The organism is Hymenobacter oligotrophus (assembly GCF_003574965.1).
In the GTDB taxonomy this organism is placed as follows: Bacteria; Bacteroidota; Bacteroidia; order Cytophagales; family Hymenobacteraceae; genus Solirubrum; species Solirubrum oligotrophum.
Map to the genome: position 1 here is coordinate 2,849,355 of NZ_CP032317.1, position 25,605 is coordinate 2,874,959.

The window sequence follows — 25,605 nt, forward strand, 5'->3', positions numbered from 1 at the left end:
AAAAAAACCGCGGCCACAAATTAATGTTCAAGCTCAACTTTATTTAGGTCTATTCCGTCATGGAATTCTCACGCTGATTTGGTAGATTGCTCTACACCCTTTTCGCCTGCTATGATGTCGTCTATTCCTCTTTGGTGTTGGCTGGCAGCCGTGGTGCTCCTGCCTTGGCTGTATACGCTGTGGCACATCCGCAGCGGCGAATTTCCGGGCCGTTGGGAACGGCGGCGTTGGATGTCGTCGGTTGCTTACCTGCCCTTTATTGGCATGTGGCAGTACTGGACCAGCGGCGTGCACCGGCGCCGCGTATCGCACTAGCTTCCTCACCTCCTCCCTGCACACAACAACCTCCTAAAAAGCAAAAGGCCGCGGCAATACCTGCCGCGGCCTTTTCATGCTGTTTAGCTGAGCTTACTTGCTTACCACTTCGCCGTACAGGTCGAAGTCCGAGGCCTCCGTAATCTTCACGTCGGCAAAATCACCTAGGCGCACGTACTGGCTGGTGGCCGGCACCAGCACCTCGTTGTCGACCTCGGGCGAGTCGTACTGCGTGCGGCCTACCCAATAGCCGCTCTCCTTGCGGTCGAACAGCACTTTGTAGGTGTTGCCCACTTTTTGCTCGTTCAGGTCCATCGAAATGCTTTGCTGCAGCTCCATGATGGCGTCGGCGCGCTCCTGCTTCACCTCGGCGGGCACGTTGTCCTCCAGGCTGAAGGCATGGGTGTTCTCCTCGTGCGAGTAGGTGAAGATACCTAGGCGCTCAAACTTGGTGGCCTCCACAAACTGGTACAGCTCCTCAAAGTCCTGCTGCGTTTCGCCGGGGTGGCCGGCAATCAGCGTGGTGCGCAGGGCAATGTCGGGCATGCGCTGCCGAATCTGATCAACCAACTCCACGGTGCGGCGCTTGCTGATGCCGCGGCGCATGGTTTTGAGCATGTTGTCGCTGATGTGCTGCAAGGGCATGTCGAGGTACTTGCACACGTTCTCGCGCTCCTGCATCACGTCGAGCACCTCCATCGGGAACTGCGAGGGGTAGGCGTACTGCAAGCGAATCCAGTCGATGCCGTTCACGTCGCTCAGGCGGCGCACCAGCTCGGCCAGCTTCCGCTCGCCGTACTTGTCGAGGCCGTAGTAGGTAAGGTCCTGCGCAATCAGAATCAGCTCCTTCGTGCCCATGTTGGCCAGCTTGGTCGCCTCGGTTACGAGGTCTTCCATGGGCTTGTCCACGTGCTTGCCGCGCATCAGCGGAATGGCGCAGAACGAGCACGGGCGGTTGCAGCCCTCGGCAATCTTGAAGTAGGCGTAGTGCTTGGGCGTGGTCAGCAAACGCTCGCCCACCAGCTCGTGCTTGTAATCGGCGTTCAGGGTTTTCAGCAACTGCGGCAGCTCGAGGGTACCGAAATAGGCATCTACCTGCGGAATCTCTACCTCCAGCTGGTCTTTATAGCGCTGCGAAAGGCAACCCGTCACGTACACCTTGTCCACTTTGCCAGCCTCTTTGGCGTCGGCGTACTGCAAAATGGTGTCGATGCTTTCCTGCTTGGCGTTGTCGATAAAGCCGCAGGTATTGATGATGACGATACCCGACTCATCTTTGGTCGATTCGTGCGTTACGTCGTAGCCGTTGCCGCGCAACTGACCCATCAGCACCTCCGAGTCCACGAGGTTCTTGGAGCAGCCCAGCGTAATGACGTTAACCTTATTGGCCCGATTGCCTTTTACTTTCATTCTGCAGTAGCGCGAATTGTAGTTCGCGTATCGTTGAACGGCACCACCCACTGGAAAGCGCCTAATCCTGAACATTTTGCCGCACTTTCGCCGCCGGCGAAAATTGGAGCGCAAAGGTACGCAGGAGCCAACGCCTTTTCCTACTCCGAACGTTCCTTTAGCTACGGCAGCCACTGGCAGGCCTGCAGCGCGCATGTTAGTCCGCAGCCCACCAACAGTAATTTCCGATGGGCGTGACGATTGCGAGTGTTTCCTAAAGCCCGCGGCCGCCCGTTAGCAGGCTGTACACGCTTGGTACCAACTTGCGCAACACCGCACCTAGCAGCACGGCCATAGCCGCTATCAGCAGCGGCAGCAGCAAAAACACCGGCAAGTTTTGACTGGGCCAGGTGCGCAGTGCCCACTCGGTAGCGTAATTGATCAGGGGCACATGCAGCACATAAATCATAAACGAGAAGCCCGTTAGCCACACAAACCAGCGCTGGCGCATGGCTGCGCGCACAACGGCATCTAGGCCAAACCACATCACGCCAATGCCCAACAGCTCGGCCGTTTTGTGCAGCAAGAGCATCGGGAAGAAGGACGGCTGCTGGAAATAAAAGGCCATGGCGGTTTTCAGTACCAACAGCCCGAGCCACACAGCAGCAAACGGCCCTACCCGAAACCATCGCGGCGGGGCCTGCACGTTGCGCTGCCGCACGGCCAGCCACACACCTAAGCCGAAAAACAGCGGCCCATTTGCCTCAAATAGCGGGGTAATGCTGATGTCGAGCCCCCAAATCAATCCGGCTATTGCAAAGTAGATAGCGGCCTTGCGCTCCACGGCTTTGCGCAGCCACGGATACACCAGATTGAGCACCAGCAAACTCCGCAGAAACCACAACTGAAACGGCACAGGCAGCAGCAACCAGCGCAGCAGCAACTCGCCGGGCGAGTGGCCGCTCACGAAGGCGTTTTCGGACCCGAACACGCTGAGCGCCGCGGCGCGTACCAGCTCGCGGGTAGGCGGGTACATCTCCAACGCCCAAGTACCGGCCAGCCCAATCAGGCTCCAGAGCAGGTAGGGCACCAGCAAAGTGCGCACCCGGCGTTTTACCCGTTCGCGGTGCGGCGTGCCGCCGTCGTGAAAAGCAAACAGGAAGCCCGATATGCCAAACAGAATGGGAATGCGGAAACGGAACAGGCCATTCGCCAGGAAGTACTGCAGAAACGTGCCGACCGATAAGGGCTCATCTACCGGAGTGGCGAGCTGCAGGTAGCGCGGGTGCAGGTTGTAGGCGTGCACATACACCAGCAGCAGCATGGCCACCAACGACCAAAATCGCAGTTTCTGGCTCAAAAATGCGTCGAGCCCCTTGGGTTCAACGACTTCGTCGGCCGGAGTTGGGAGGTCGGCTACTATTTGCATATCAACCAGATGCACCTAGGGGCGCAACGGTTGGTTAGTTAGTTAGAAGCTTACTCAAAATCAGTCGCATAATTGGGTGATGGGACTCCTAAGCAAAAGAGCCGCTGCGCGTTACGCGCAGCGGCTCCGAGTGCCCACCTAGGTGAGAAACTATTTCTTCGAGAACAGTGAATCGACGAACGTGCGGCGGTCGAACAGCTGCAAATCGGTCATCTTCTCGCCCACGCCAATGTAGCGCACCGGTACGTTCAGCTGATCGGAAATGCCGATAACCACGCCGCCTTTGGCCGTGCCGTCGAGCTTGGTAATAGCCAGGGCCGATACCTCGGTGGCTTTGGTGAACTCCTTGGCTTGCAAAAAGGCGTTTTGGCCCGTGCTCCCATCGAGCACCAGCAATACCTCGTGCGGTGCGTCGGGAATTACCTTCTGCATCACGCGCTTAATCTTGCTCAGCTCGTTCATCAGGTTCACCTTGTTGTGCAGGCGCCCGGCGGTGTCGATGATGACCACATCGGCCTCCATTTCCACGCCTCGCTTCACGGCGTCGTAGGCCACGGAGGCCGGGTCGGTGTTCATGCCGTGCGAAATAACCGGCACGCCCACGCGCTGCCCCCAGATGATGAGCTGATCGACGGCCGCGGCCCGGAACGTATCAGCAGCACCTAGGACTACTTTTTTGCCGGCCGAGTGGAAACGGTGCGCGAGCTTGCCAATGGTGGTGGTCTTGCCCACGCCATTCACGCCCACCACCATAATCACGAAGGGCTGGCCGTTGGCCTCGCGGTCGGCGCGCTCGAGCACGGCCGTGGAGCCGGAGTCGTTTTTCTGGAGCAGGTCGGCAATTTCTTCGCGCAAAATGCGGTCGAGCTCCGAAGTGCCCACGTACTTGTCGCGGGCCACGCGCTTCTCGATGCGGTCAATCACCTTCACGGTGGTGTCAATGCCCACATCGGCGTGCACCAGCACCGATTCCAGGTCGTCGAGCACTTCTTCGTCGACGGTGTTCTTGCCTACAACGGCTTTGCTTAGTTGGTCAAAAAAGCTGGTTTTGGTTTTCTCCAGTCCTTTGTCCAGCGATTCGCGCTGCTCTTTGTTTTCCTTGTCCTTCTTAAAAAAATCGAAAAGGCCCATGGGTTAGGTCTGAGGGATTAGGTCTTGGTACTTAGCGCAACACGCTAAGCCAATAAGTTTGGCTTTGGCAGCCAAGGGCACGCAACTAAGACCTAAGCCCTAATCACCAAGCCCTAACAACGCAAAAAAGTCCCACGAAAAGGCGGGACTTCTTCACTATTCGACGAGTGCGTAGCGGCTGCCCCGAGGGGAACCGGATGGGCGTTGGCACAGCCGTTCGACCGTACGCACTCGGTAAATTCTTACTTGCTGCCGGAGGCGAGGAACTCCTGCACCTTGTCAACGGGTACCATTTCCTCCTTGAAGGTGTAGGCACCGGTTTTGGGCGAGCGGACGGCGCGGATAACCTTGGCCCAATCCTTACCGCCCGAAGTCTTCAGCGTAGCAACTACTTTCTTTGCCATGACTCAGCTTACTTGATTTCTTTGTGGACGGTCATTTTCTTCAGCACCGAGTTGTATTTCTTCAACTCAATGCGCTCCGGCGTATTTTTCCGGTTTTTCGTGGTGATGTAGCGCGAGGTGCCCGGCTGGCCCGAGTTCTTGTGCTCGGTGCACTCCAGGATTACCTGCACCCGGTTTCCTTTCTTGGCCATCGTGATACAGTCAGGACGTGGGTTTTCGATTTTAGGACTGCAAAGATACGAGTTGTTTCGACAATGTCAAACAACAGAAGTAGAAACCGTTGCGGGGGCTATTTATACCCACCCGGAAATCGTGCTTTGCGCCTTGGTTGCTGCAAAAATAAGCGCGCCCAGGCACATATGCTTGCCTAGGCGCGCTTTTATCGACGCTGAAAATGGGCGCGTTAGTTCTTCAGATTAGGCAGCTTGAAGTCGTCGAGGGCGCTGGATTTGGCCATCATGGCTTCTATATCGGCTACCGTACGCGGTGCTTCCTTCGAGAGGTTGTCGTAGCCCGATGGGGTAATGAGAATGTCGTCCTCGATGCGCACGCCAATGTTCCACCACTTTTTGTCGCAGGGGCTGCCTTCGGGAATGTAGATGCCCGGCTCCACGGTAATCACGTTGCCGGCCCGCAGCGGGCCGTACGTGCCGCGGTCGTGCACATCGAGCCCTAGGTAGTGCGAGGTGCCGTGCGGGAAATAGCGGCGCACTTCGGCGTCGGTTTTGATGATGCCCAAGCGCTTGAGGCCTTCGGTGATAACGGCCTGCGCGGCTTTGTGCGGGGCCTGAAACTCGGCGCCGGGTTTGCACTCTTTAAAGCTAGCTTCCTGGGCTGCCAGCACCAATTCGTAAATCTCGCGCTGCGCCGGCGAAAACTTGCCCGAGGGCGGAATGGTGCGCGTTACGTCGGCGGTGTAGCCGTGGTACTCCGCCCCGCAATCCATCAGCAGCAGCTCGTTGCCAATGCGCGGCTTGTCGTTGGTTTCGTAGTGCAGCACGCAGGCGTTGTTGCCCGCGCCCACAATGCTGGGGTAGCCCTCGAACTCGGCCCCGTACTTTTTGTACACGTACTCGTGCAGGCCTTGGATTTCCATTTCGCCCATGTCGGGCTTGGTGGCCTTCATCACCTCCTGCTGCCCCACGGCCGAAATGCGCACGGCTTGGCGCAGCAGCTTCAGCTCCTCCGGCGTCTTTACCTCGCGCATTTGGCTTAGCAGCTCGTCGAGGGTGGTGGCATCGAAGCGCGAAACCGGGCGCGAGGTTACCACTTTCTGGCGGTCGGCGTCGGATTCGGCCTTGAGGTAGGCTTGCACATAAGCGTCGGTGGCGAGTTGCGGCTGGGCGCTTGCGAGGTTGGTGAGGTAGGGCCGCAGCTCGGTTGCGTTGGCCGTGCCGTAGCGCTGAATCATTTTGTGCGCTTCGCCTACCGCCGGGTTGAAATCGGCGGGCAAATTGGCTTTTTGCCGGAAGCTGGCTACTAAGTCGTGCAGGTCGGCCGGGTTGCGCGGGTCGTTGGCTGCATCGGCCGGCATCGTCAGCATCAGCACCTGCCCAAAGTTGCTCCACGTTATGGGCGCGGCAGCAAACTCGGTGTTGTCGGCGGTGTACTGCAAGCCCAGTTGCTGCTTGGCGCCATCTTTACCTAGGCGGCGGCCCGTCCACATTTCGCGGCCGGCGTTGCGCGGCTGCACGTACAGCGCCTCTGTTATGCCCGCTTGGCCCCCTAGGTTTTGCGGTTCTTTAAACAGCACCAGCACGGCATCGGGCTCGGTGTAGCCCGTGAGGTAGTACAAGTCGGGGTGCTGGTGGTAGATGTAGCTTACGTCGTTGGCGCGGTTGCGCACCGGCGAGGCAAACAGTACCGCCACCGAACCGGCGGGCATTTGCTGGCGCAACAGCTCGCGCCGCCCCTTGTGAAAATCAGCGCTCAAAAAATCAGTGGGCCGCTCGTTGGTGGCCTGGCGCTGGGCCTGGGCGGGTTCGAGGCCTAGGGCACCTAGGCAGAGCAGGGCAAAAGCTCCTTGGCGGAGCCACAACGGGGTTCGGAGCATAGTAAAAGCCGCGGCCGTGAGGTGCGCAGTTGCGGTGGTGCGAGTTAGTAGGTTAGGCGACTAAAGCAAAAGAAGCGAGATTTTGGCTGAAGGTTGCGCGCCACAGGCGGCAACATCGGCCAAAATCTCGCTTCTGAGATATGCAGTAAGCCATGCGCCCGAAAACGGGCACGCGTCGTAGCTTAGTAAACTACGTAGCCTTCTTGCTTAGCTTTTTTCAACACGGCCATGATGCCGTTCTTGTTGATCGTGCGGATGGTAGAAGCGGCTACGCGCAGGGTTACCCATGCATCCTCCTCGGGGATGTAGAAACGCTTCTTCTGCAGGTTCGGGTAGAACTTGCGCTTCGTCTTGTTGTTGGCGTGCGACACGTTGTTACCAACGCGCGTGCGCTTGCCGGTCAGATCACAAACTCGGGCCATGGCTATGTGTTACTTGAGATGACAATGCGGGAAACAGGGGCGCAAATATCGGCAAAACTCCGGATTAGTCAAACTTCTGCCGAAAATTCATGAGGCAGAGCTTGTTGCCTAGTTGGCTGAAGCGCTACCGCTCTTAGCGCTTAACGGCTTTTTTGGCCTTCCAGGGGCAATGGCGGCAACCGTTGCCGCAGCAATTGCCGCGGCGCAAATGGTATTGCTCGGTAAACACCATGTAGCCCTCGGGGGTGTAGTAAAAGTCGCCGGGCTGCAGCGGCTGGGGTTTGGTTTTCATGCGGCTTCTCTAACCCCGTACGGCCGCAATGCATTCAATCTCAACCAATGCTTCGAGCGGCAAACGCGATACTTCTACCGTGGTGCGGGCCGGGCGGTGCTCTCCAAATACCTCGGCGTACACGGCGTTCATGCGCTGAAAGTCGGCGAAGTTCTTCAGGAATACGGTCGTCTTTACGATGTCCTGCAGGCCCAGGCCGTGCGCCGACAGCACCGTACCTAGGTTAGCCAGCGCCTGCCGGGTTTGAACCTCAATGGTGGTGCCCTCGAGCTGCATGGTTTGGGGGTTCAGGGGCGTTTGGCCCGAGCAGAACACCAGACCGCCCGTTACGATGGCCTGCGAGTAGGGCCCAACAGCTTTGGGCGCATCGGGGTGGTGGATGAATTGCATGTGCTGGAAAGCATGAGGTTGGTTGCCGGGCAAAGGTATTACCCAAAGCCGAGGTACCCGCCGCCTGCCGGGCACCCGGCCCCTTCCCCGCGCTGTTGCGCGGGCTATTCTTCAGCACCGGCAGCGGGCCTTCGCGGCTGAATTTTAGGTACCCGAACCCCGGCCGCAGTTAGAGGTTAGGTATGCGAAGTTCACGGCACCAAGCCTATTTTGTTATTGTTCAGACGCTTGCCTGGCCATACCCACGCAGCCTGAAATCCGTACTTTTGGGCATCGCACCCATGTTTAGCTTCCTAAAAATTTCCCACTATGTCCGTTAGCACGCCTCCCGCCACCGCCGCTCCCATTCAGCTGAGCAGCCACGATTTGATGCAGCTCGAAGACCGTTACGGCGCGCACAACTACCACCCCCTGCCGGTGGTGCTGAGCCGCGGCGAAGGCGTGCACCTGTGGGATGTAGAAGGCAAGCACTACTACGATTTTCTGTCGGCGTACTCGGCCGTAAACCAAGGCCATTGCCACCCGCGCATCATCAATGCCCTTATCGAGCAGGCGCAAAAGCTTACGCTCACTTCGCGCGCGTTTTTCAACGACCAGTTGGGCCGGGCCGAGAAGTACCTGTGCGAGCTGTTCAACTACGACAAAGCCCTGCTGATGAACTCGGGTGCCGAAGCCGTGGAAACCGCCCTGAAGCTGGCCCGCCGCTGGGGTTACGAGAAAAAAGGCATTGCGCCCAACCAGGCGCGCATCATCGTGGCCGAGCACAACTTCCATGGCCGCACCACGGGTATCATTTCCTTCAGCACCGACCCCGACAGCACGGGCGGCTTCGGCCCCTACATGCCCGGCTACCAAGTAGTACCCTACGACGACCTGGCCGCCCTAGAGGCCGCGGTGCAGGAACCGCACGTGTGCGCTTTCATGGTTGAGCCCATTCAGGGCGAAGCCGGCGTGGTAGTGCCTTCGGATGGCTACCTGGCCCACGCGCACGCCATCTGCAAAAAGCACAACGTGCTGATGATTGCCGACGAGATTCAGACGGGCCTAGGTCGCACGGGCGAGCTGCTGGCTTCGTGCTACGAGGGCCTACACGCCGACATCCTGATTCTGGGCAAGGCCCTGAGCGGCGGCGTGCTGCCGGTATCGGCCGTGCTGGCGCGCAACGAAATCATGCTGGGCATTAAGCCCGGGCAGCACGGCTCTACGTTCGGCGGCAACCCTTTGGCTTGCACCGTGTTGGTGGCTGCCTTGGATGTGCTGCTCGAAGAAAAACTGACCGAAAACGCCCGGGCTCTGGGCGAGGTATTCCGCGAGCGGATGCGCCGCGTGCAGGCCAAGCGCCCCGAAGTGGTGGAGCTGGTGCGCGGCAAAGGCTTGCTGAACGCCGTGGTAATTAAGCCGGCTTCCGACGGCCGCACCGCTTGGGATGTGTGCGTAACGCTCATGGAGCGCGGCGTGCTGGCCAAGCCCACCCACGGCGACATCATCCGGTTTGCGCCGCCGCTGGTTATCACCGAGGAGCAATTGCACGAAGCCTGCGACATCATCGAGCAAGTAATCATGGAGTTTTAGCACTCCGGCAGTACCAGCGCGTACCAAGCGGACGACCTTCCCTAGGTCGTCCGCTTGTGTTTTTGGGGCCAGCACCTAGGGCGTTGATCGAGGTCGTCTTAAAGCGCTTTCTAGGTTATAGCCCAAGCATTTACAAAGCGTCCGACCAGCCAATGCGGCAATTCGGAGCGCCGCGGAACGCTTTCGGCCAGTGCCGCGGTTTGGCCACTGCGGCACCGCTTAGGTTTGTGCCGTTGGTAGTGCTTTTTATTCCCCGTTTATGTTAGCTCGTTACGCCCTTTTGCTCGGTATGTCGGCCCTTGGCTTGGCCAGTTGCCAAACCAGCCGTTCGGCTTTTGGTTCGCACGCCTCTCCAGCTGTGGCCATGCTCCCAGCCGATAGCACGCGGGTGGTGCTGATGCACGACTCGCAAAGCCCCGAGCCAACGCGCGTGGTGGTGCCGGCCTCCGAGGTGGAGGCCCCGGCGGCACCCAGGGCAAAAAGCAACCGCCAATAGGAATACATCATTATGGTTTGGTAAATGACAATTGGCCCGGCAATTATGCCGGGCCAATGTTGTTTGCGGGCGGTTGATGCGCCCCGCTTGCCGCCTAACCAACGGGCTGCCTTGGGCCAGGCCACGGTTTGCACCTAGGGCAAGGCCCGACGCCCTCCAGAGCCGCGGCCTGATTTGCCATCAGGCGCTGGCCATCGAGGTTTTGGCGTATGTTGTTGAGCCATGCCCAAATTCCTTGTCCTTGCTTGCCTGTTGCCGGCGCTGCTGGGCAGCTGCCGCCCGGGGCGCGAGGCATGTTACTTTGCCTACCGCTCGGCGTCGGTGCCTGCTGCCGTGGCCGTAAAACCCGGTTTGGTTCACCCAAAGCCCGTGCGCTTGGCTGCGCCCGAAACCAGTGTGGTTACGGCTTTGTCGGCGCCGCCCGCAGCGGCGGAACAGCCCCGGCTGCGTTTGCAGCCAGCCGCGGTGCGGGCCGGTACCCCTGCCCCGGCCCGGCTAACTCGTACTGTTTTGCCGCCTGTTTTGCCGCGCGTGGCGCGCCGCTCGCATAGCGCGGCACAGCAGGCACGGCCGCGGCGCGTCGGCAAGGGCACCTGGCTGGAGTTGCTCGGTTGGGTGGTGGCCCTGGGCGGCATTGGGTTAGGCGTATGGCTAGGAGGCTGGCTTGGGTTGCTGGTGGCGTTGGTGTTGATGGCCGTGGGCATGCTGGTGGGCTTGTTCGGAACCTTCGTCAATGGCAACTTGCCTTAGCCTGGCGTGCGCTCTTGCCCGCAACTTTATCTTTGCGCCGGCTGTTTTGCCCGGCTGATCTACTTTTCCTATGGCTCTTATTCCCACCCACCGCCCCCGGCGGAACCGCAAGTCCGAAGTCATCCGCAACATGGTGCAGGAAACGACGCTGTCGGTGCACGACTTCATCTTTCCGTTGTTTCTCATCGAGGGCGACAACAAAACCGTGGAGGTAACGTCGATGCCGGGCATTCAGCGCTTCACGGCCGACCGCCTGCTCGATGAAATCGGCCAGTGCGTGGACCTAGGCATCAAGGCATTTGCGCCTTTTCCGAGCATCGATGACCGCCTGAAGGACCGCCTCGCTAAGGAAAGCCACAACCCCGACGGCCTGTACGTGCGCACGGTGGAACGCATCAAGAAGGCTTTTCCCGATGTGGTGATCATGACCGATGTGGCCATGGACCCCTACTCTTCCGACGGCCACGACGGCATTGTGGACCCCGACTCGGGCGAAATCATGAACGACGCCACCCTGGAGGTGCTCGGCCAAATGGCCCTGGCGCAAGCCCGCGCCGGCGCCGACATTATCGGGCCATCCGACATGATGGACGGCCGCGTGGCCTGGATTCGCGACGTGCTCGACCGCAACGCCTTCTCGCACGTGAGCATTATGAGCTACACGGCCAAGTACGCGTCGGCTTTCTACGGCCCGTTCCGCGACGCCCTAGGTTCAGCCCCGAAAAAGGGCGACAAGAAGAGCTACCAGATGAACCCGGCCAACCGCCGCGAAGCCATCCGGGAGTTGCGCCTCGACGAGCAGGAAGGCGCCGACATGGTGATGATTAAGCCCGCGCTGAGTTACCTCGACGTAATTCGGGAAGTGCGCGACAACACCACCTTGCCCGTAACGGCCTACAACGTATCGGGCGAGTACGCCATGGTGAAAGCCGCCGCCCAAAACGGCTGGGTTGACGGCGAGCGGACCATGCTGGAGGTGCTGATGAGCATCAAGCGTGCCGGCGCCGACGCCATCCTGACGTACTTCGCCAAGGAAGCGGCGCAGGTGCTACGCCGCGGTTAAATTTAGCTTCTTCTGAGGTTGGGCAAATTTGGCGTAACAGCGCTAGGTTTGCCCAATTTCGTTTTCTCTTACCTTCCGATACCCTCTGATTTATGCCTATCCGCTTATTTATCTTGACAGCAGCCGGATTGTGGCTGCAACCCACTAGCGCGCAAGCCCAAACGCAGCGGGCTATGCCCTCGGATACCGTTACGCTGGAAGAAGCAATCGGCGCCTACAACGAGCGGGCCACCCGCCATAACAGTATGCTAGCCGCTTACAACGAGGCCCAGCAGCACACCCAGCAGGCCATTGCCCAACTGAACGCGTTTTTTGATTTCTACAACCATCGGTTTCAGCCCCGCAAAACCGACGCGCAATTGCAGCAAATGCTGCCGCCCGTAGCGACCAACCTGCAACGCGCCCGGGGCATTTTGGCCACGGTAGCGTTTGAGGACGAAACGCGCCAAGCCACGGTGCGCGAGCTAATGGCCGTGGTACAGCGCGGCGAAGCGCGCCTGCGCAACAGCCAGGCTTTTTTGGCCCGCTACCTGCGTACTACCCCGGTCCAGCGCCCGGTGCTGTTTACTACCCGCGGCGGCCCCTACGAAATGACGCGCTGAGTTGCTACTGCTTGCTGCTTGTTACAAGCCAAACACCTAGGAACCCATCAATTATTTAGCACCCTCCGAGTAGCCTCGCTGCGCTCCGAACGGCCAGCGGCCCTGCCGTGAGTTGCTGATCAGAAAAACTACCACGCCCGCAGCAATTACGGCCAGGCCCGAAAGCACAAACGACAGCCCCGTGCTGCCCAGCACCAGCAGCCACACCACCACGGCCACCACCACGGGCAAGGGGTACAGCGGCATCCGGAAGGGCAAACCTGCTGTGCCGCGCCGGCGCCGCAGCAGCACCAAACCCACGGCTTGCCCCACAAACTGCACCAAAATGCGCATGGCCAGGATGGCGCTGATAACCTCCGAAAGCTTGAACAGCAGGCTGAACACAAATCCCGCCCCGCCCAACACCAGCAACGATACGTGCGGAAAGTGCTTGGTGGGGTGTACGCGCGCAAACACCGGCAAAAACTCGCCATCGGCTGCTGCGGCGTACGGAATGCGCGAGTAGCCCAGCAGCACCGCAAACAACGAAGCAAACGCCACCCACAGCACCAGCGCTGTGGCCGCCAGCGCCGCCGTGTGGCCGAAGAGCCGCTCCACAAACGTGCTCACAATAAACTCCGATTGCGCCGCTTCGGCCCAGGGCAGCACGCGCGCCACGCTGTAGTTGAGCAGCAAGTACAGCACGGCAATGCCCACTATGCTCAGAAAGATGGCCCGCGGAATGATGCGCGCCGGCTGCCTGATTTCGGCGCCTAGGTGGCACACGTTGTAATAGCCCAGGTAGCTGTAAATGGTTTTGACGCTGGCCTGACCTAGGGCCAGCGCCGGCAACACAAACCAGCCCTTGGCGGCATCGGCGGCGGCTACGGGCGTAAGTGGCGGAAAGGGCACTGCCTCGCGGCCCAGCAGCAGGCCGCTGCCAATCAGGCCTAGCATAAGCACCAATACACCCACCCACAAAGCCACGCCCAGCTTGCCCACCGAGCCAATGCGCCGGTACAGCAGCGCTACCAGCAGCACCACCACCGTGCCGCTCACCAATTTGGGCTGCCACCACGCGGGCAAGGGCACCAAGTAGGCAAAGTACTGCGCAAACCCAATGGCGCCCGAGGCCACCACCAAGGGCGCTTGCACCAAGGTTTGCCACACGTACAAAAACGACATCAAGCGGCCCCAAGTCTGCTCGCCGTAGGCCAGCTTCAGAAAGCGGTATGAGCCTCCCGCCTCGGGGTGCGCCGCGCCCAGTTCCGACCAAATCAGCCCATCAACCACCGAAAGCACCGCCCCCGCCACCCACGCCCACAGAAAGTAAGGCCCCAGCAATTGCATTACCAGCGGCAGCACCACAAACGGCCCAATGCCCACCATGTCGATCATGTTGAGGGCGGTGGCTTGCAGCAGGCCCAGTTCGCGGCGTAGCGTATCGGGCGGGTTGGTATCGGAGGTTGGGGGCATGGCGCAGTTGCTCTGTAAGGTAGCGAGCCTGCAGGCGAAATAACTGCTTTTGCGCACCAAGGGACTCAGCGGCACTCAAACAAACCCGGTATAGGCACGCAACCGCTAGTTTTCGGCTGAATTGGTGCTTGAAAATGTCACCGGGTCAGCCGGCCAAGCCAGGCGGCAGCCCTAGGTCGGGCAGCCCAACGCAACGGCGGCGGCCGCTACCCGGTATTACTGCCGGGTAGCGGCCGCCGCCGTTGCGTTGAGGGTCAGGTGCTGCTGCCGCTAGTTTGTAGCAATAGCGCCCTGCCCACTGGTTCGGATGGCCTGCCCACCCGAAGCCGTGGTGTAGCTAAACCCTGGCTGATTCGGAAATACGTTGCGCAGCTGCTGGCCGCCTACGCCTACCATAAAGCTGCCGTTGCTGGTTGCTGTGCGGTGGTTGCGGCTGCTGGCGCCCAGCGTGCCCAGTCCGCCGGCCGCCACGGCCGACCCTCCCGAGGCCAGCGTGCGTCCTTGTGCATCCACGCGCACAATGCCGAGCGGCGCGTTGTTATAAATGGCCTGCACTACGTACGAGCCGTCTTGCATTTTGGCGTAGTTGAGGCGCACGGCGCTGCTCCGGTACTGGCGTACGTAGCCGAGCAGCTCGGCAAAATTGCTCCAAGAGCCGTTGTTGTAGTTACGCGGGTCGCAGTCGCACACGCCTTGCTCGCCGTTGGGCCGGCTGCTGAGCTGCTGCCAAGCAATGTTGATCCACGGGTCGGTGCAGGGGTTGTTGCGCGCCGCTTCGGCTTGGGCACTTGAGGGGTTGCCCTGGGCCGCAGCATAGCCAATGGTACTTAAGGCCAACAGAGTGAGGAAAAGGTGTTTCATGAAAGCGAAATAGGTGGTGAATTGAGACGGGCGGTGCAGCATCAGCAACGCAGCTTTAATATATATGATTAATTTAATCATCTTGATCATTACCCAGTTCCACTACGCTTCCTTGGCTACAACGCACAGGCGTGTGCCAGCCTAGCTGCGCTTCGGGCCGCGGGCTTGGGGTGCAACCAGCAGTTATATTATGCTGCCGTGCTGCTGCTTGCGCCGCGGCGCGTACTAGCGCCGCCCCTAGGTGCGTTTAGCTGATGGCCTTGGCATGGGTGCCTCTTACCTTTACCCAGCAAGGCGAAAACCGTAGTCCATGAAATACCCTATTCTGATTGGGGCACTGGCAGTCCTGCTGCTGAGCTCAACTGCCCCGGCCGTGGCCCAAAAGGTCAAAACCAAAGTAAAAGGCGCCGCTGCGGCCGAGCTATCGGTGGTGGCGCGGCGGCAGTTGCCGCTGTTTGGCGGCCTCACGCCGCAAGCCGCCCAGCAGCTGGTAGGCGAGCCGTACCTCAAAGGCCTGGAGCAAAGCTTTCAGTCGCGCACCGAGGCCAGCCAGTTTTTTGCCAACAAAGGCTACGAGTACCTCACCGAAGGCAAGGCCGATACGGCCCGGTACCGCTTTAACCTGGCCTGGCTGCTCGATCCACAAAACCCCGACGCTTACCGCGGCCTGGGCTTGCTGGCCGCCAATACCTCGCCCGATCAAGCCATCGGCCTATTCAGCCAAGGCTTAGCGGTGGCGCCCAACAACGCCCAGCTGCTCACCGACCTAGGCAGCGGCTACCTGCTGCGCTACAACCAAACCAAAAAGGCTAAAGACCTGAAAACGGCCGAGGAACAGTTGCGCAAGGCCCTGGCCGCCGATGCCAACAGCGCTTACGCCTGGCAACAGCTGGCGTGGGTGCAATTCTACCAAAACGAGTATGCCCAGGCCTGGGAGTCGTTGCACAAAGCCAGCACGCTCAATTTCAGCGGCGTCGACTTTGAATTGGTAACCAGCCTGAAGGAAAAAATGCCTGACCCGAAGGGCCTGTTTAAGTAGGCCGCAACCCTTGGCTCACAACGCAGCCCGCGCCGCCGGCGTAAGCGGGCTGCTTACCAATCCTCTCCTACGTGCGCATCACCAACTTATTGCTCGGAGCAGCTTTGCTGGCGCCGCTGGCCGCCTCGGCCCAAGCCCCGCGCCGCCACTTCGACGCGCAAGGCCGCGCTTTTTTTCGCGGGCCGCTGCGATTGTCGGCCGGCGGCGGCATTGCCCTGTACAACGGCGACCTGACCGCTAGCCTAGGCGACAACTTTATTGGGCCCGCCGGGCAGCTGGGCCTGGTGTACACCTGGCGCCCGCACTGGAGCGTGGGCGGCGAAGCCACCGCGTTTCAGATTGGCGCCCGCGACCAACTGCCCGAGCGTAACCTCGCGTTCAGGGGGCGCAACCTGGCCGTTACGGCCTTTGTGCGCTACGAGCCCCTGCGCGACCCCTCGTGGTACGCGGGTACGCGCAACCGCTTTGCCCGCGTAAAACCGTTTCTGAAGGCCGGGGTGGGCTACTTGCTCTACAACCCCAAAGCCTACAACGGCACCGAGCGCCCCGCCAACAACACCGAGTTTCTGCCGGCCGAGCGGCCCGATTACACCGCCACGGCCATTACGGTGCCCGTGGGCGGCGGCCTGTCGTTTTTCCTGACGCGGCGGTTCTGGCTCACGGCCGAGGGCGCGTATGGCCTCACCACCACCGACCACCTCGACGACGTAAGCCAGCGCGGCAACCCCGACCGCAACGATGGCTACGGCACCGTTACCTTCAAGCTGGAATACCAATTAGGTGAGTAGGTTTGGTATTGGGTACTGGGTATTGAGACGTGAGTATGAAGTATTGAGTACGTGGTATTCAATACTGAGCAATCAGCATCCAGTGCCATTTCTTAACTGCTTCTTTCGACGCTCAACACGCAGTACTTCAGCTCACTACTCACGTCTCAGTACCAAATACCAAATACTAACTGCTAACTACTAACTACCAAAATGCCTTTTCCTGCTGATGCGGCCACGCGCTGGTCGTTGCAAGGCCGTGTTTTTCTGGTAACGGGTGCTTCGGCCGGCATTGGTGCGGCCGTGGCGGCCGAGCTCCTGGGTTTTGGAGCTACAGTGGTGGCGGCCGCGCGGCGGCCCGAGCCGTTGCAGCAGGCCGTAACCGAGTGGCAGCAGCAAGGCCTCGATGCCCACGCCCTGCCCACCGACGTAAGCACGCCCCTAGGTCGGAAAACCCTGATGGAGCAGGTACAGGCGCAGTTTGACCGGCTCGATGGGCTGGTGAACAACGTGGGCACCAACATCCGCAAGCCCACCACGGCGTACTCCGACGAAGAGTACCGCCACGTGATGCAAACCAACCTCGATTCGGCGTTTCACCTGTGCCAACTGGCTTACCCCTTGCTGAAGGCTAATCGGCAGGGCAGCGTGGTGAACATATCGTCGGTGGCGGGGCTTACCGCCGTGCGCACCGGCGCCGTGTACGCCATGACGAAGGCCGCCATGGTGCAGCTTACCCGCTACCTAGCCGCCGAGTGGGCCCCCGATGGCGTTCGGGTGAATTGTGTGGCGCCGTGGTATATAAGCACGCCCTTGGCCGCCGGGGTGCTCAGCAACGAGAGCTACCTGCAAAACGTGCTCGACCGCACCCCCATGCGCCGCGTGGGCGAGCCGCACGAAGTAGCCGCGGCCGTGGCTTTCCTGAGCTTGCCGGCCGCTAGCTACATCACCGGCCAAACGCTATCTGTAGATGGCGGCTTTGTGGGTTACGGCTTTTAGCCCGACTGCGTGTAGCGCGGCAGTAGCGCGGTGTAGCGCGGACTTTGTAGTCCGCGTCCCCAGATAGTAATTTCTGTTTCTAGACCTAGGAATACGGCGCGGTGTAGCTCGGACTTGGCTACGCCTTCCTGCGGTTCAGTCCGCGCTGGCGCGAACGAGCGGTGTTGCGCGGGTTTGCCCTAACGATTTCGTTCTAGCAAACGCGGGCTTAAGCCCGCGCTACACCGCCGCACGCCCTAGGTCCGGAAACAGAAATTACTATCTGTGGACGCGGACTACAAAGTCCGCGCTACACGCTGCTACAGTTTCACCGCCGTGGGTTGGGTTAGGCGCAGCAAGGCTTCGTAGTAGCGCTGGTAGGCAACCTCGCCGGCCGAATCCATGTACAGGAAGGGTTCTATCATTTCCAGCTCCATCAGCCAGAAGCCACCGGCGGGGGCCTCTACCCCATCCACGCGGGCATAAAGGCAACCCTGCGCAAAGCGACCCACGATATCCTGCGCCACGGCCACCGTAGCGGCAGGCGGCGTTTCGGCATGAATGGCGCCGCCGTGGAAGTGCTGCACCCGGAAGTCGCCCGACTTGGGGGTTTTGCGCACGCAGTGGCTGAGCTGCCCGCCAAAAAACACCAACGACCACTCGCCCGTGGTCTGGATTTGGGGCAGGAAGGGCTGGGCCATAAAGTCGGCTTCGTCAACCAAAGCCTGCAGCTGCTCCAGGGCCGCGTTGGCTTCGTCCAGACCTAGGGCAAAGGTGTCCTTGGCGCCGCCGCTTACGGTGGGCTTCAGCACCAGGCGCTCGGTACCCAGCTCGGCCAGCAGCGCGGCGGGCTCCACGCGGCTGCCGCGGGGCAGCCAGTGCGTGGGCACAATGGGCACGCCGGCCTGCTCCATGTCGCGCAGGTACAGCTTATCGGCGTTGTGGCGCACAATACTGGTGGGATTGAGCAGGCGCACGCCGCGGGCATCGAGCTCGTTGAGCCAGTTGTGGAACTCGGTGGGGCGGTCGAAATAATCCCACGGCGATTTGAGCACGGCCACATCAAAGGCTTCCCAACGCACGCGGGCGTCCGTCCAGGAAACATAGCTGACCTGCAGGCCGCGGGCCCGGAGGTAATCGGCAAGCTGCTGGTCTTCGGCAGCTACGTTGGTAGCGGCGTACTGCGCCAGGGCATCGCAAGAAACTAAGGCAATATGCATAGGTACGAAAGCAAGAAAACCGCCCTAGGTGCAGCGGCTCAAAATGGGCCGCAAAGGTACCACCATCGGGGCCCTGGCTCAAATAAAAAGCCCGCCGTACCTAGGTACGGCGGGCTTGTAACAGGTAAAGCAACGAGGTTTGCGGCAGCTACTTCATCTTGCCGCTGAGGTAATCGACGGCTAGGTTGGCGAGGGTGCGCACACCTAGGCCAAAGCCGCTTTCATCGAGGAAGAAGCCTGGGGTGTGGTGCGGCGCGGTGGTGGCGGGGTCCACGCCCTTGGGCATAGCGCCTAGGTACAGGTACACGCCGGGCACCTTCTCTTGGTAGCAACCAAAGTCTTCGGCGCCGGTTACGGCTTTCATCTCGCTCACGGCGCTGGTGCCCGCTACGTTGCGCAGCGTGGGCAGGGCTTGTTGCAGCAGGCGCGGGTCGTTGTAAGTAAGCGGGGCGGCGGGGCGCACCTCCACCTCGGCGGTGGCGCCGGTGGCCTCGGCAATGTTGGTGGCTACGCGGCGCACGCTTTGGGCCAGCTGCGCGCGGGTTTGGGCATTGAGGGCGCGCAGGGTGCCTTGCAGCTCCACTTGCTCTGGAATGATGTTGTTGCGCACGCCCCCATGAATCATGCCCACGGTAACCACCGCGGCGTCGTCGGTGAGCTGCACCTCGCGGCTCACGATGGTTTGCAGGGCTACCACAATCTGCGAGGCCGTAACCACCGGATCGACGGCCAGCCACGGGTAGGCCCCGTGCGCCGACTTGCCTTTCACCCGAATCTGAAACACGTCGGCGCTGGCCATCATGCCGCCGGCGCGGTACTTAATCTGGCCGGCTTCGGTTTGCGCGTTGACGTGCAAGCCAAACACGGCGTCTACTTTCGGGTTGTCGAGCACGCCTTCTTTCACCATCAGGGCGGCGCCGCCCTCCTCGCCCGCGGGCGGCCCTTCTTCGGCGGGCTGGAAGATGAACTTAACGGTGCCGTGCAGGTCTTTTTTCAGCTGACTGAGCACGTTGGCCGTGCCCAGCAACATGGCCACGTGGCTGTCGTGGCCGCAGGCGTGCATCACGCCTACCTCTTGGCCGTTGTATTGGGTGCGCTCCTTGGAGGCAAACGGCACCTTGCGTTCTTCGGTAACGGGCAGCGCGTCCATGTCGGCGCGCAACGCCACCACGGGGCCGGGCTTGCCGCCGCGCAGCAGGCCGACCACGCCGGTTTTGCCCACGCCGGTTTGCACTTCCATGCCTAGGCGCTTCAGCTCGGCGGCCACAATGCCGGCCGTGCGGGTTTCGCGGTTGCCCAGTTCGGGGTGCTCGTGGATGTCGCGGCGCCAGGCAATTACCTGCGGCTCTACGCGCGCCGCGAGCGCATCGATGCGCCCGGCTAAAGGGTTTTTCTTTTGGGCTGCGGCCGGGGCCGAGCTTAACGCCAGCAGCCCAGCAGCGGCGGCCAGCAAAACAGGAAGGCGGAACATTGGCGCCAGGTATGGTATCAGTATGCCGCCAAGGTACAACACGGCACGCAGCCAATTGCACGCGCCCTAGGTGCCGCTGCCTGTCTCAGCACGCGGCAACTGGCACCTAGGGCCTTACTTTACCAGGTGCAGGAAACGCAGGTACAAGGGCGTAGGTGCTGCGGCGTGCTTTGGCTGGTACTTGCCCGCTACAATGGGCACGTACATAACGCGGCGGCGCGAAGCGGCACCAACCAAAGGCGAGCGGGCTACGCGGTGCCACATGCGGCCGTCGTGCACGGTAAGGTCGCCGGCCTGGGTTGCAATGGCTAGCTCGTTGGGGTCGGCCTCGTGGCTGGCGAAGTACTTTTTGCGAAACAGCAACTCGCGCAAGCGTTGGCGGTGCGTACCCGGCAGCACCCGCAAGCCGCCATTGCTAGCCGGGCAGTCGTCGAGGTGAAGGCCCACGTTGAGCATAGGCCCCACGCGCTGGCCCTCGAACACGTCGCGCAGGGCATCGGTGTGCCAACCCATTTGCGCAAACGTGCTGTTGGGTTCGTTCACGTAGTGATTTACCACGAGGCCGTTCTTCTCGTTTTCGCCGATGCGGGCCCCGGGCGCATCAAGCAGCTCGAACAGGGCCGGCAGGCGTGCATCCTGCAGAAATGCGTGCAGCGCGGGGCTGTGCTGCGAGGCAAAGGCAAACCGCTGCACCATGCGCGTGCCATCCGCATCGCGGCCGTACTTGATGGGCACCCCGTTGATTTTGGTTACGCCGCTGGCCAGCCATTGCTGCTGCAACTGCTCCATGGCCTGTAGCAGCACCTGCACCGTTTCCGGGCTTACAAATTGCCGAAAATGAAGAAAGCCGTATTGCCCAAAAAAGTTTTTTTGCTCGCGGGTGAGCTGCAAATCGGATAAGCAAAAGCGGGGATAATCGGCAGATAGCTGCATAAACCAGTGCCGAATACCGCCTCTACTGCATCAGCAAGCCTCAGCCCTGCCAAATTACGCATCTTTAGCGGGCTGCAACATGGCTTTCCGCTAGCTTAAACATTGGTTTGACTAGCTCGACGCTTGCTTTATCAAAAGTTGTGTATTTTCGGGATGCTGGAACGCTACTTCTCCACCCACCTCCAGCCCTCCACCGCATGAAACGCATCCTTTGGCTGCCGTTGGCCTTTGCGCTCAGCTATGTCGCAGCGGCCCAGCCTGCTCCTGCCCGCCTGGTGCCCTGCCGCAAAGGCAACCAGTGGGGCTACGCCGACCGCCAGGGCCGCATGGTACTGCCCCTGCGTTACGACGAGGCCGGCCCGTTCGTCGACGAGGTGGCTTGGGTGCGCATGGGTGGGCGCTACGGCTACATCGATGGCGGCGGCAATGCCATCACGCCCGTGCATTTCGAGCGGGCCTCCAACTTTCAGCAGGGCCGCGCCACGGTGGTGCTCAAGGGCGACACCTTCGACATCGATATATCGGGCCACCGGCTTACCGAGCCCCGCGAGCAAGCCGAGGAAGATTACCTAGCGCAAGGCGACCCGCTCCGCCGCAACGGCAAAGTGGGCTTCCGCTTTTCGATTGGCGACGCCGTGGTGCCCCCCGTGTACGACGAGGTGCAGGACCTCTACCACGACGGCCTGCTGCTGGTGCGCCAAGGCCCCAAGTGGGGCGTGGTAGACAACCGCGGCCGCCAGCGCCTGCCTCTTAGCTTCGACAACATCCGGGCCAGCGAGCAAAACGGCTATGCCTACCCCATTGTGGAGCAACAAGGCCGCTTCGGTTACCTAGGGCCCAACGGCAAGCTCATCATCAAGCCCAAGTACGCCGCTGCCGAGCCCTTTGTGGCCGGCGTGGCCCGCGTAATCACCCCCGAGGGCAAAGTAGGCTACGTGGACGACGAAGGCCGCGAGTATTTCGATTAAGCTAAATCGGGCACAAGCTGCGCCAACTGGCCCTGGCGGTAACTTGCTGCACCGGCGCCGTATACCACGGCGGCCCCGGCGTTTACCACTCAGCTAAAATCACCTAGGCATGCTTCAGGCCTTGCCCATCACCAACGTTCGGCTGCAGCCCTGCGCCGTGGCGGCCGATAAGCTCACGCCCGTGCCAGGCGGGCATTTCTGCGCCGACTGCCAGCGCGTGGTGCACGATTTCACCAACGCCACGCAACTTGAGCTAGCCGAAGCCCGGGCTGCCTCGCCCGATGGCCGGCTGTGTGGCCGCTTTCGGCAGGCGCAATTGGCTGCGGCACCTAGGCTGCGGCCAAAGCTTCGGTGGTGTTTGGCGGCTTTGGTGCTGGTGGTTGTGGAAAGCTTATCGGCGCAGCAGGCGTGGGCGCAGGTGCGGCAAAAAGCTCGCACCATTACGCAAAAAAGCGCTGCTAAGCATTTGCATCACAAGCATACCAAAGAAGAGGAAACGCTCGGAATTGAGTTGTCCGGATTAGGGGATGAAGCTTCGGAGCTACACGGCAACGCACCGACTGCTGTGAAGGCGCAACAAGAAGAGCATGTTTACGGCGTGATGCTTGAGCAAATGCCCCAATTTAAAGGCGGCCATGAGGCTTTGTTTACTTATCTGCGTAGCAACCTTCGCTATCCTTCTACCACTGCATCGAGTCGAGTTTTTGTGAGCTTCCTTGTTACAAAAACCGGCGCCATTAAAGATGCGCGAGTGGTGAAAGGTACCGATCCGGCGCTTGATGCGGAGGCGCTTAGGGTTGTTGGACAGATGCCAAATTGGGTACCTGCTTACCGCAATGGCCAACCCATCGAAGCAGGCTTCACGATACCTATCACGTTTGATAACAAGAAGTAAACACCGAGGAGGCACGCGGAACATTACCAGGCCGACAACCTAGTGACTCGGCAGTAGTACTGAAGTCATAAAAGCTTATACTTATAGCCAGACCTCACCCTTCCTCCGGCCATGATCTTCACCCCGAGTCCCATGCTGCTGAAGCTGCTGTATACCCGCGGCAGCTTGCACAACTTACCCGATAACGGCGGCGTTGCTTTCTCGCTGAAAAACCGCCTCGATACGGTTCGCCTTACGCGCATCGACCAGGTTCGGGTAAACGGCCATGCCCTAGGTCCGGAGCAGATTACTATTGACCTAGGCAACGGCAACATTCGGCCGGCTACGGAACTTGGCGAAAACGGCGGCTTGGAGTTTCCCGTGGGGCACAGCATTACGCTGCGCCTGCACACCAACCCGCTGCCCGAGGGCATGCACCCCGTGCAATTGCAGTTCCAGACCGACCCTTTCGGCGAGCTGCAAGTGGAGGTGGAAGATGCCATTGTGCAGCAAGACCAGCGCGTGCGCATCCCGCGCTTCGAGCCCGACGATTACGCCGAAGCCGCCATCCAGGCCCGGCAGCGCTTTGCGCAAGACTTCACCGGCCAGGAGTTCGAGCACATCACCAAGTACTCCTTCGATCCGCACGCGCTTAAAGGCAACTGCGAGCATTTCGTGGGCGTGGCGCAGGTGCCCATCGGGCTGGCCGGGCCGTTGCGCGTAAACGGCGAGCACGCGCAGGGCGACTTTCTCATTCCGTTGGCCACCACCGAAGGCACCTTGGTAGCCAGCTACAACCGCGGCATGCAGCTGCTCAACCTGAGCGGCGGCGTAAAGTGCACCGTTATCGGCGACGCCATGCAGCGCGCCCCCGTGTTTGTGTTCGACGACGCCCGCGGCGCCCGCGATTTCAGCCGCTGGGTGGAGGAGTGCATCGACAAAATCCGGCACGAGGCCGAAGCCACTTCGCGCGTGGCCAAGCTGCAGTACATCGACACGTACCTGGCCAACAAATTTGCTTACCTGCGCTTCAACTTCAGCACCGGCGATGCAGCGGGCCAAAACATGGTGGGCCGGGCCACGTTTGCGGCTTGCTCCTGGATACTAGCCAACTACCAGGGCGCGCCCATCCGCAACTTCTACCTCGAGTCGAACTTCGCCACCGATAAAAAAGCCTCGCAGATTAACGTTATGCGCACCCGCGGCAAACGCGTGGTGGCCGAAGCCCTGATTAAGCGCGACGTGCTGCAGCAGCGCATGCGCGTTACGCCCGAGCAACTGGCCTACCACGGGCAGGTGGCCAACGTGGGCGCGTTTATGTCGGGCGCCAACAACAACGGCTTGCACTCGGCCAATGGCATCACGGCCATGTTCATCGCCACGGGCCAGGATGTGGCCAACGTAGCGGAATCGTCGGCGGGCATTATTTACTCGGAGCGCACGCCCGAAGGCGACTTGTACCTGAGCATCACCATTCCGTCGCTGATTGTGGCTACCCACGGCGGCGGCACCGGCCTGGCCACCCAAAACGAGTGCCTGCGCATGCTGGGCTGCACCGGCCGCGGCACCGTTAATAAGTTTGCCGAAATAGTGGCCGGCGTGGTGCTGGCCGGCGAGCTAAGCCTGGCCGCCGCCATCAGCAGCTCCGATTGGGTAAGCTCGCACGAGCAGTATGGCCGCAACCGGTAGCCGGCGCCATTTTGCTTACTCCTTTCGTTACCTCTGCGCCAATGCATTCGCTGAAATATAGCTGTGCCCTGTTGGGCCTAGGTGCTCTGCTGCTGACCAGCTCGGCGGCAGCGGCGCAACACAACGCCAACCCCATGCCCAATGCCATGGCGCCCGACCCAGGGCGCCATTCCGAGCTGGGCGGCCGCAAGCTCTACCGCTACGTCGAGCAAATGCCGGTGTATTTGGATGGCGGCAAAGCCGGGCTGCAGGCGTTTATCGGCAGCCGCGTGCGCGGCGCGGCCAGCGGCAGCGGAGCCTACCTAACCTTTGTGGTCGACCAAACGGGCAAGCCTCGTTTTCCCGCCCTAGGTCCCGCATCGGCCGATTCGGAAGCGGCCACCGACCCGGCGCTGGCCAGGGCTTTTCAGTTGATGGGCAGTTTCAGGCCGGGCTACCAAAACGGCAAACCCGTGGATGTTGAGCTGACCATTCCCCTCGCCAAACCCACCAGCAAGTAGCTACCGGGTGTTCTGGCTCCTCAAAATTTCTCGCGCCCGCACGACCTAGGCAAACTACGGCATGCTTCATCCAACGTCCGCGCAGTCGATGGGCCCTACCGCGTAAGGCCGTCACGTCGACCCCTCAGAAGGGTCATATCGAGCTTGTCGAGACATCTTGCGTGCTTCATTGCCATCAATTCAGGCCGTCATGTCGAGCGTAGCCGAGACATCTCGCCTGCTGATGTCCGATAGAATATTATTATCCGGCGAGATGTCTCGACGGGGCTTGACATGACGGGCTTATTGCAGCCGAAACAGTATTTCAGCTTCAACCCCAGATGAGTCTTTTCAACGCCTATTCGCTCAACGACGTCACGGCGGTTCGTCCCTAGGTGCGCAGATCTGGAATGACAAGGAAGAGCACGACTCTACCTTGTCAGCCGTTGTGCCATAATTTCAATCGGCACAGCCACTACATCGAGCGCGCGGACATCGACCAATTTTTGCGGGCGCTGTGCGCAATTATTCCGGCAGAGGTGAAAAGTTAAGCGACTTGTAGC

The 25,605-nt window shown here is 60.6% G+C and carries 27 protein-coding genes; 13 read left to right on the plus strand and 14 right to left on the minus strand.

The genetic code is table 11. From position 1 onward, the window contains the following. Window positions 1–111 precede the first annotated feature (111 nt). Entirely contained in the window at window positions 112–315 is a 204-nt protein-coding gene (locus tag D3Y59_RS18335; RefSeq protein ID WP_162910737.1) for a hypothetical protein, read from the plus strand. A 93-nt stretch (window positions 316–408) separates the two neighbouring features. Here the strand turns inward: D3Y59_RS18335 and rimO are convergent, their stop codons facing one another. The 9 genes from rimO to D3Y59_RS12225 form a co-directional block, all read right to left on the minus strand. Beyond that, a complete protein-coding gene (gene rimO, locus D3Y59_RS12190) occupies window positions 409–1,725 on the minus strand; it encodes a 30S ribosomal protein S12 methylthiotransferase RimO (RefSeq protein WP_059068872.1) in 1,317 nt (438 codons plus the stop codon). Window positions 1,726–1,978: 253 nt separating this feature from the next. Beyond that, the gene (locus D3Y59_RS12195) at window positions 1,979–3,133 is read right to left on the minus strand and encodes an acyltransferase family protein (RefSeq protein ID WP_119445304.1); all 1,155 of its coding nucleotides are present in this window, start codon (window positions 3,131–3,133) and stop codon (window positions 1,979–1,981) included. Window positions 3,134–3,283: 150 nt separating this feature from the next. Then, complete coding sequence (ftsY, locus tag D3Y59_RS12200; RefSeq protein WP_119445305.1) at window positions 3,284–4,264, minus strand: signal recognition particle-docking protein FtsY; 981 nt, start codon at window positions 4,262–4,264, stop codon at window positions 3,284–3,286. A 242-nt stretch (window positions 4,265–4,506) separates the two neighbouring features. Beyond that, window positions 4,507–4,668, minus strand: coding sequence for a DUF4295 domain-containing protein (locus tag D3Y59_RS12205; protein WP_078062888.1), 162 nt, complete (start codon window positions 4,666–4,668; stop codon window positions 4,507–4,509). An 8-nt stretch (window positions 4,669–4,676) separates the two neighbouring features. Further along, entirely contained in the window at window positions 4,677–4,859 is a 183-nt protein-coding gene (gene rpmG / locus D3Y59_RS12210) for a 50S ribosomal protein L33 (RefSeq protein ID WP_059068866.1), read from the minus strand. 212 nt (window positions 4,860–5,071) lie between these two features. Further along, window positions 5,072–6,721 carry an aminopeptidase P family protein gene (locus D3Y59_RS12215; protein WP_119445306.1) on the minus strand — a complete coding sequence of 550 codons (1,650 nt, stop codon included), beginning with the start codon at window positions 6,719–6,721 and terminating at the stop codon, window positions 5,072–5,074. A 182-nt stretch (window positions 6,722–6,903) separates the two neighbouring features. Then, window positions 6,904–7,143, minus strand: a complete 240-nt coding sequence (gene rpmB, locus D3Y59_RS12220; RefSeq protein ID WP_059068864.1) for a 50S ribosomal protein L28 — start codon at window positions 7,141–7,143, stop codon at window positions 6,904–6,906. A 133-nt stretch (window positions 7,144–7,276) separates the two neighbouring features. Continuing rightward, window positions 7,277–7,435, minus strand: coding sequence for a DUF5522 domain-containing protein (locus D3Y59_RS18340; protein WP_162910738.1), 159 nt, complete (start codon window positions 7,433–7,435; stop codon window positions 7,277–7,279). Between the two features lie 9 nt (window positions 7,436–7,444). Continuing rightward, a complete protein-coding gene (locus tag D3Y59_RS12225) occupies window positions 7,445–7,825 on the minus strand; it encodes a RidA family protein (RefSeq protein ID WP_119445307.1) in 381 nt (126 codons plus the stop codon). Window positions 7,826–8,134: 309 nt separating this feature from the next. On the opposite strand from D3Y59_RS12225, the gene rocD reads away from it, so the two are divergent. The 5 genes from rocD (at window position 8,135) to D3Y59_RS12250 (ending at window position 12,308) form a co-directional block, all read left to right on the plus strand. Next, entirely contained in the window at window positions 8,135–9,397 is a 1,263-nt protein-coding gene (gene rocD / locus D3Y59_RS12230; RefSeq protein WP_119445308.1) for an ornithine--oxo-acid transaminase, read from the plus strand. A 259-nt stretch (window positions 9,398–9,656) separates the two neighbouring features. After that, the gene (locus D3Y59_RS12235) at window positions 9,657–9,893 is read left to right on the plus strand and encodes a hypothetical protein (RefSeq protein ID WP_162910739.1); all 237 of its coding nucleotides are present in this window, start codon (window positions 9,657–9,659) and stop codon (window positions 9,891–9,893) included. Between the two features lie 222 nt (window positions 9,894–10,115). Beyond that, on the plus strand, window positions 10,116–10,643 hold the full coding sequence (locus D3Y59_RS12240) for a hypothetical protein (RefSeq protein ID WP_162910740.1): 528 nt from the start codon (window positions 10,116–10,118) through the stop codon (window positions 10,641–10,643). A 70-nt stretch (window positions 10,644–10,713) separates the two neighbouring features. Then, complete coding sequence (gene hemB / locus D3Y59_RS12245; RefSeq protein WP_119445311.1) at window positions 10,714–11,706, plus strand: porphobilinogen synthase; 993 nt, start codon at window positions 10,714–10,716, stop codon at window positions 11,704–11,706. A gap of 92 nt (window positions 11,707–11,798) precedes the next feature. Beyond that, window positions 11,799–12,308, plus strand: coding sequence for a hypothetical protein (locus D3Y59_RS12250; RefSeq protein WP_162910741.1), 510 nt, complete (start codon window positions 11,799–11,801; stop codon window positions 12,306–12,308). Between the two features lie 51 nt (window positions 12,309–12,359). Here the strand turns inward: D3Y59_RS12250 and D3Y59_RS12255 are convergent, their stop codons facing one another. After that, entirely contained in the window at window positions 12,360–13,763 is a 1,404-nt protein-coding gene (locus D3Y59_RS12255; protein WP_119446452.1) for an APC family permease, read from the minus strand. A gap of 270 nt (window positions 13,764–14,033) precedes the next feature. Further along, window positions 14,034–14,624, minus strand: coding sequence for a hypothetical protein (locus tag D3Y59_RS12260; RefSeq protein WP_162910742.1), 591 nt, complete (start codon window positions 14,622–14,624; stop codon window positions 14,034–14,036). A 310-nt stretch (window positions 14,625–14,934) separates the two neighbouring features. Here D3Y59_RS12260 and D3Y59_RS12265 point away from each other — a divergent pair, with 310 nt between their 5' ends. The 3 genes from D3Y59_RS12265 (at window position 14,935) to D3Y59_RS12275 (ending at window position 17,429) form a co-directional block, all read left to right on the plus strand. Continuing rightward, a complete protein-coding gene (locus D3Y59_RS12265) occupies window positions 14,935–15,663 on the plus strand; it encodes a tetratricopeptide repeat protein (protein ID WP_119445314.1) in 729 nt (242 codons plus the stop codon). A 71-nt stretch (window positions 15,664–15,734) separates the two neighbouring features. Next, window positions 15,735–16,451 carry an outer membrane beta-barrel protein gene (locus D3Y59_RS12270; protein WP_162910743.1) on the plus strand — a complete coding sequence of 239 codons (717 nt, stop codon included), beginning with the start codon at window positions 15,735–15,737 and terminating at the stop codon, window positions 16,449–16,451. A 192-nt stretch (window positions 16,452–16,643) separates the two neighbouring features. After that, entirely contained in the window at window positions 16,644–17,429 is a 786-nt protein-coding gene (locus D3Y59_RS12275) for an SDR family oxidoreductase (RefSeq protein ID WP_119445316.1), read from the plus strand. 299 nt (window positions 17,430–17,728) lie between these two features. Here the strand turns inward: D3Y59_RS12275 and D3Y59_RS12280 are convergent, their stop codons facing one another. The 3 genes from D3Y59_RS12280 to D3Y59_RS12290 all read right to left on the minus strand — a co-directional run bounded on the left by D3Y59_RS12280 (window position 17,729) and on the right by D3Y59_RS12290 (window position 21,032). Further along, window positions 17,729–18,628, minus strand: coding sequence for an ATP-grasp domain-containing protein (locus D3Y59_RS12280; protein WP_119445317.1), 900 nt, complete (start codon window positions 18,626–18,628; stop codon window positions 17,729–17,731). A gap of 148 nt (window positions 18,629–18,776) precedes the next feature. After that, complete coding sequence (locus tag D3Y59_RS12285) at window positions 18,777–20,099, minus strand: amidohydrolase (protein WP_119445318.1); 1,323 nt, start codon at window positions 20,097–20,099, stop codon at window positions 18,777–18,779. Between the two features lie 114 nt (window positions 20,100–20,213). Beyond that, window positions 20,214–21,032 carry a phytanoyl-CoA dioxygenase family protein gene (locus D3Y59_RS12290; protein WP_119445319.1) on the minus strand — a complete coding sequence of 273 codons (819 nt, stop codon included), beginning with the start codon at window positions 21,030–21,032 and terminating at the stop codon, window positions 20,214–20,216. A 197-nt stretch (window positions 21,033–21,229) separates the two neighbouring features. Between D3Y59_RS12290 and D3Y59_RS12295 the strand changes: the two genes are divergently transcribed. The 4 genes from D3Y59_RS12295 (at window position 21,230) to D3Y59_RS12310 (ending at window position 25,063) form a co-directional block, all read left to right on the plus strand. After that, the gene (locus D3Y59_RS12295) at window positions 21,230–22,000 is read left to right on the plus strand and encodes a WG repeat-containing protein (protein WP_119445320.1); all 771 of its coding nucleotides are present in this window, start codon (window positions 21,230–21,232) and stop codon (window positions 21,998–22,000) included. 109 nt (window positions 22,001–22,109) lie between these two features. Continuing rightward, window positions 22,110–22,895: an energy transducer TonB gene (locus D3Y59_RS12300; protein WP_119445321.1), complete on the plus strand. Its 786-nt coding sequence runs from the start codon at window positions 22,110–22,112 to the stop codon at window positions 22,893–22,895. Between the two features lie 111 nt (window positions 22,896–23,006). Then, window positions 23,007–24,563, plus strand: coding sequence for a hydroxymethylglutaryl-CoA reductase (locus tag D3Y59_RS12305; protein ID WP_205590831.1), 1,557 nt, complete (start codon window positions 23,007–23,009; stop codon window positions 24,561–24,563). 41 nt (window positions 24,564–24,604) lie between these two features. Beyond that, window positions 24,605–25,063: a hypothetical protein gene (locus tag D3Y59_RS12310; RefSeq protein WP_119445322.1), complete on the plus strand. Its 459-nt coding sequence runs from the start codon at window positions 24,605–24,607 to the stop codon at window positions 25,061–25,063. Window positions 25,064–25,605: the final 542 nt, after the last annotated feature.

Bases quoted from the DNA above. Each gene is read 5' to 3' on its own strand.
- D3Y59_RS12240 (WP_162910740.1), top strand. From the start codon at position 10,116: ATGCCCAAATTCCTTGTCCTTGCTTGCCTGTTGCCGGCGCTGCTGGGC.
- D3Y59_RS12310 (WP_119445322.1), top strand. From the start codon at position 24,605: ATGCATTCGCTGAAATATAGCTGTGCCCTGTTGGGCCTAGGTGCTCTG.
- D3Y59_RS12195 (WP_119445304.1), bottom strand. From the start codon at position 3,133: ATGCAAATAGTAGCCGACCTCCCAACTCCGGCCGACGAAGTCGTTGAA.
- D3Y59_RS12280 (WP_119445317.1), bottom strand. From the start codon at position 18,628: ATGCATATTGCCTTAGTTTCTTGCGATGCCCTGGCGCAGTACGCCGCT.
- D3Y59_RS12205 (WP_078062888.1), bottom strand. From the start codon at position 4,668: ATGGCAAAGAAAGTAGTTGCTACGCTGAAGACTTCGGGCGGTAAGGAT.
- D3Y59_RS12225 (WP_119445307.1), bottom strand. From the start codon at position 7,825: ATGCAATTCATCCACCACCCCGATGCGCCCAAAGCTGTTGGGCCCTAC.
- D3Y59_RS18335 (WP_162910737.1), top strand. From the start codon at position 112: ATGATGTCGTCTATTCCTCTTTGGTGTTGGCTGGCAGCCGTGGTGCTC.
- D3Y59_RS12295 (WP_119445320.1), top strand. From the start codon at position 21,230: ATGAAACGCATCCTTTGGCTGCCGTTGGCCTTTGCGCTCAGCTATGTC.
- D3Y59_RS12300 (WP_119445321.1), top strand. From the start codon at position 22,110: ATGCTTCAGGCCTTGCCCATCACCAACGTTCGGCTGCAGCCCTGCGCC.
- hemB (WP_119445311.1), top strand. From the start codon at position 10,714: ATGGCTCTTATTCCCACCCACCGCCCCCGGCGGAACCGCAAGTCCGAA.
- D3Y59_RS12285 (WP_119445318.1), bottom strand. From the start codon at position 20,099: ATGTTCCGCCTTCCTGTTTTGCTGGCCGCCGCTGCTGGGCTGCTGGCG.
- rpmB (WP_059068864.1), bottom strand. From the start codon at position 7,143: ATGGCCCGAGTTTGTGATCTGACCGGCAAGCGCACGCGCGTTGGTAAC.
- D3Y59_RS12275 (WP_119445316.1), top strand. From the start codon at position 16,644: ATGCCTTTTCCTGCTGATGCGGCCACGCGCTGGTCGTTGCAAGGCCGT.
- D3Y59_RS12265 (WP_119445314.1), top strand. From the start codon at position 14,935: ATGAAATACCCTATTCTGATTGGGGCACTGGCAGTCCTGCTGCTGAGC.
- D3Y59_RS12215 (WP_119445306.1), bottom strand. From the start codon at position 6,721: ATGCTCCGAACCCCGTTGTGGCTCCGCCAAGGAGCTTTTGCCCTGCTC.
- D3Y59_RS12250 (WP_162910741.1), top strand. From the start codon at position 11,799: ATGCCTATCCGCTTATTTATCTTGACAGCAGCCGGATTGTGGCTGCAA.
- rocD (WP_119445308.1), top strand. From the start codon at position 8,135: ATGTCCGTTAGCACGCCTCCCGCCACCGCCGCTCCCATTCAGCTGAGC.
- D3Y59_RS12255 (WP_119446452.1), bottom strand. From the start codon at position 13,763: ATGCCCCCAACCTCCGATACCAACCCGCCCGATACGCTACGCCGCGAA.
- D3Y59_RS18340 (WP_162910738.1), bottom strand. From the start codon at position 7,435: ATGAAAACCAAACCCCAGCCGCTGCAGCCCGGCGACTTTTACTACACC.
- D3Y59_RS12235 (WP_162910739.1), top strand. From the start codon at position 9,657: ATGTTAGCTCGTTACGCCCTTTTGCTCGGTATGTCGGCCCTTGGCTTG.
- rimO (WP_059068872.1), bottom strand. From the start codon at position 1,725: ATGAAAGTAAAAGGCAATCGGGCCAATAAGGTTAACGTCATTACGCTG.
- D3Y59_RS12305 (WP_205590831.1), top strand. From the start codon at position 23,007: ATGATCTTCACCCCGAGTCCCATGCTGCTGAAGCTGCTGTATACCCGC.
- rpmG (WP_059068866.1), bottom strand. From the start codon at position 4,859: ATGGCCAAGAAAGGAAACCGGGTGCAGGTAATCCTGGAGTGCACCGAG.
- D3Y59_RS12290 (WP_119445319.1), bottom strand. From the start codon at position 21,032: ATGCAGCTATCTGCCGATTATCCCCGCTTTTGCTTATCCGATTTGCAG.
- ftsY (WP_119445305.1), bottom strand. From the start codon at position 4,264: ATGGGCCTTTTCGATTTTTTTAAGAAGGACAAGGAAAACAAAGAGCAG.
- D3Y59_RS12260 (WP_162910742.1), bottom strand. From the start codon at position 14,624: ATGAAACACCTTTTCCTCACTCTGTTGGCCTTAAGTACCATTGGCTAT.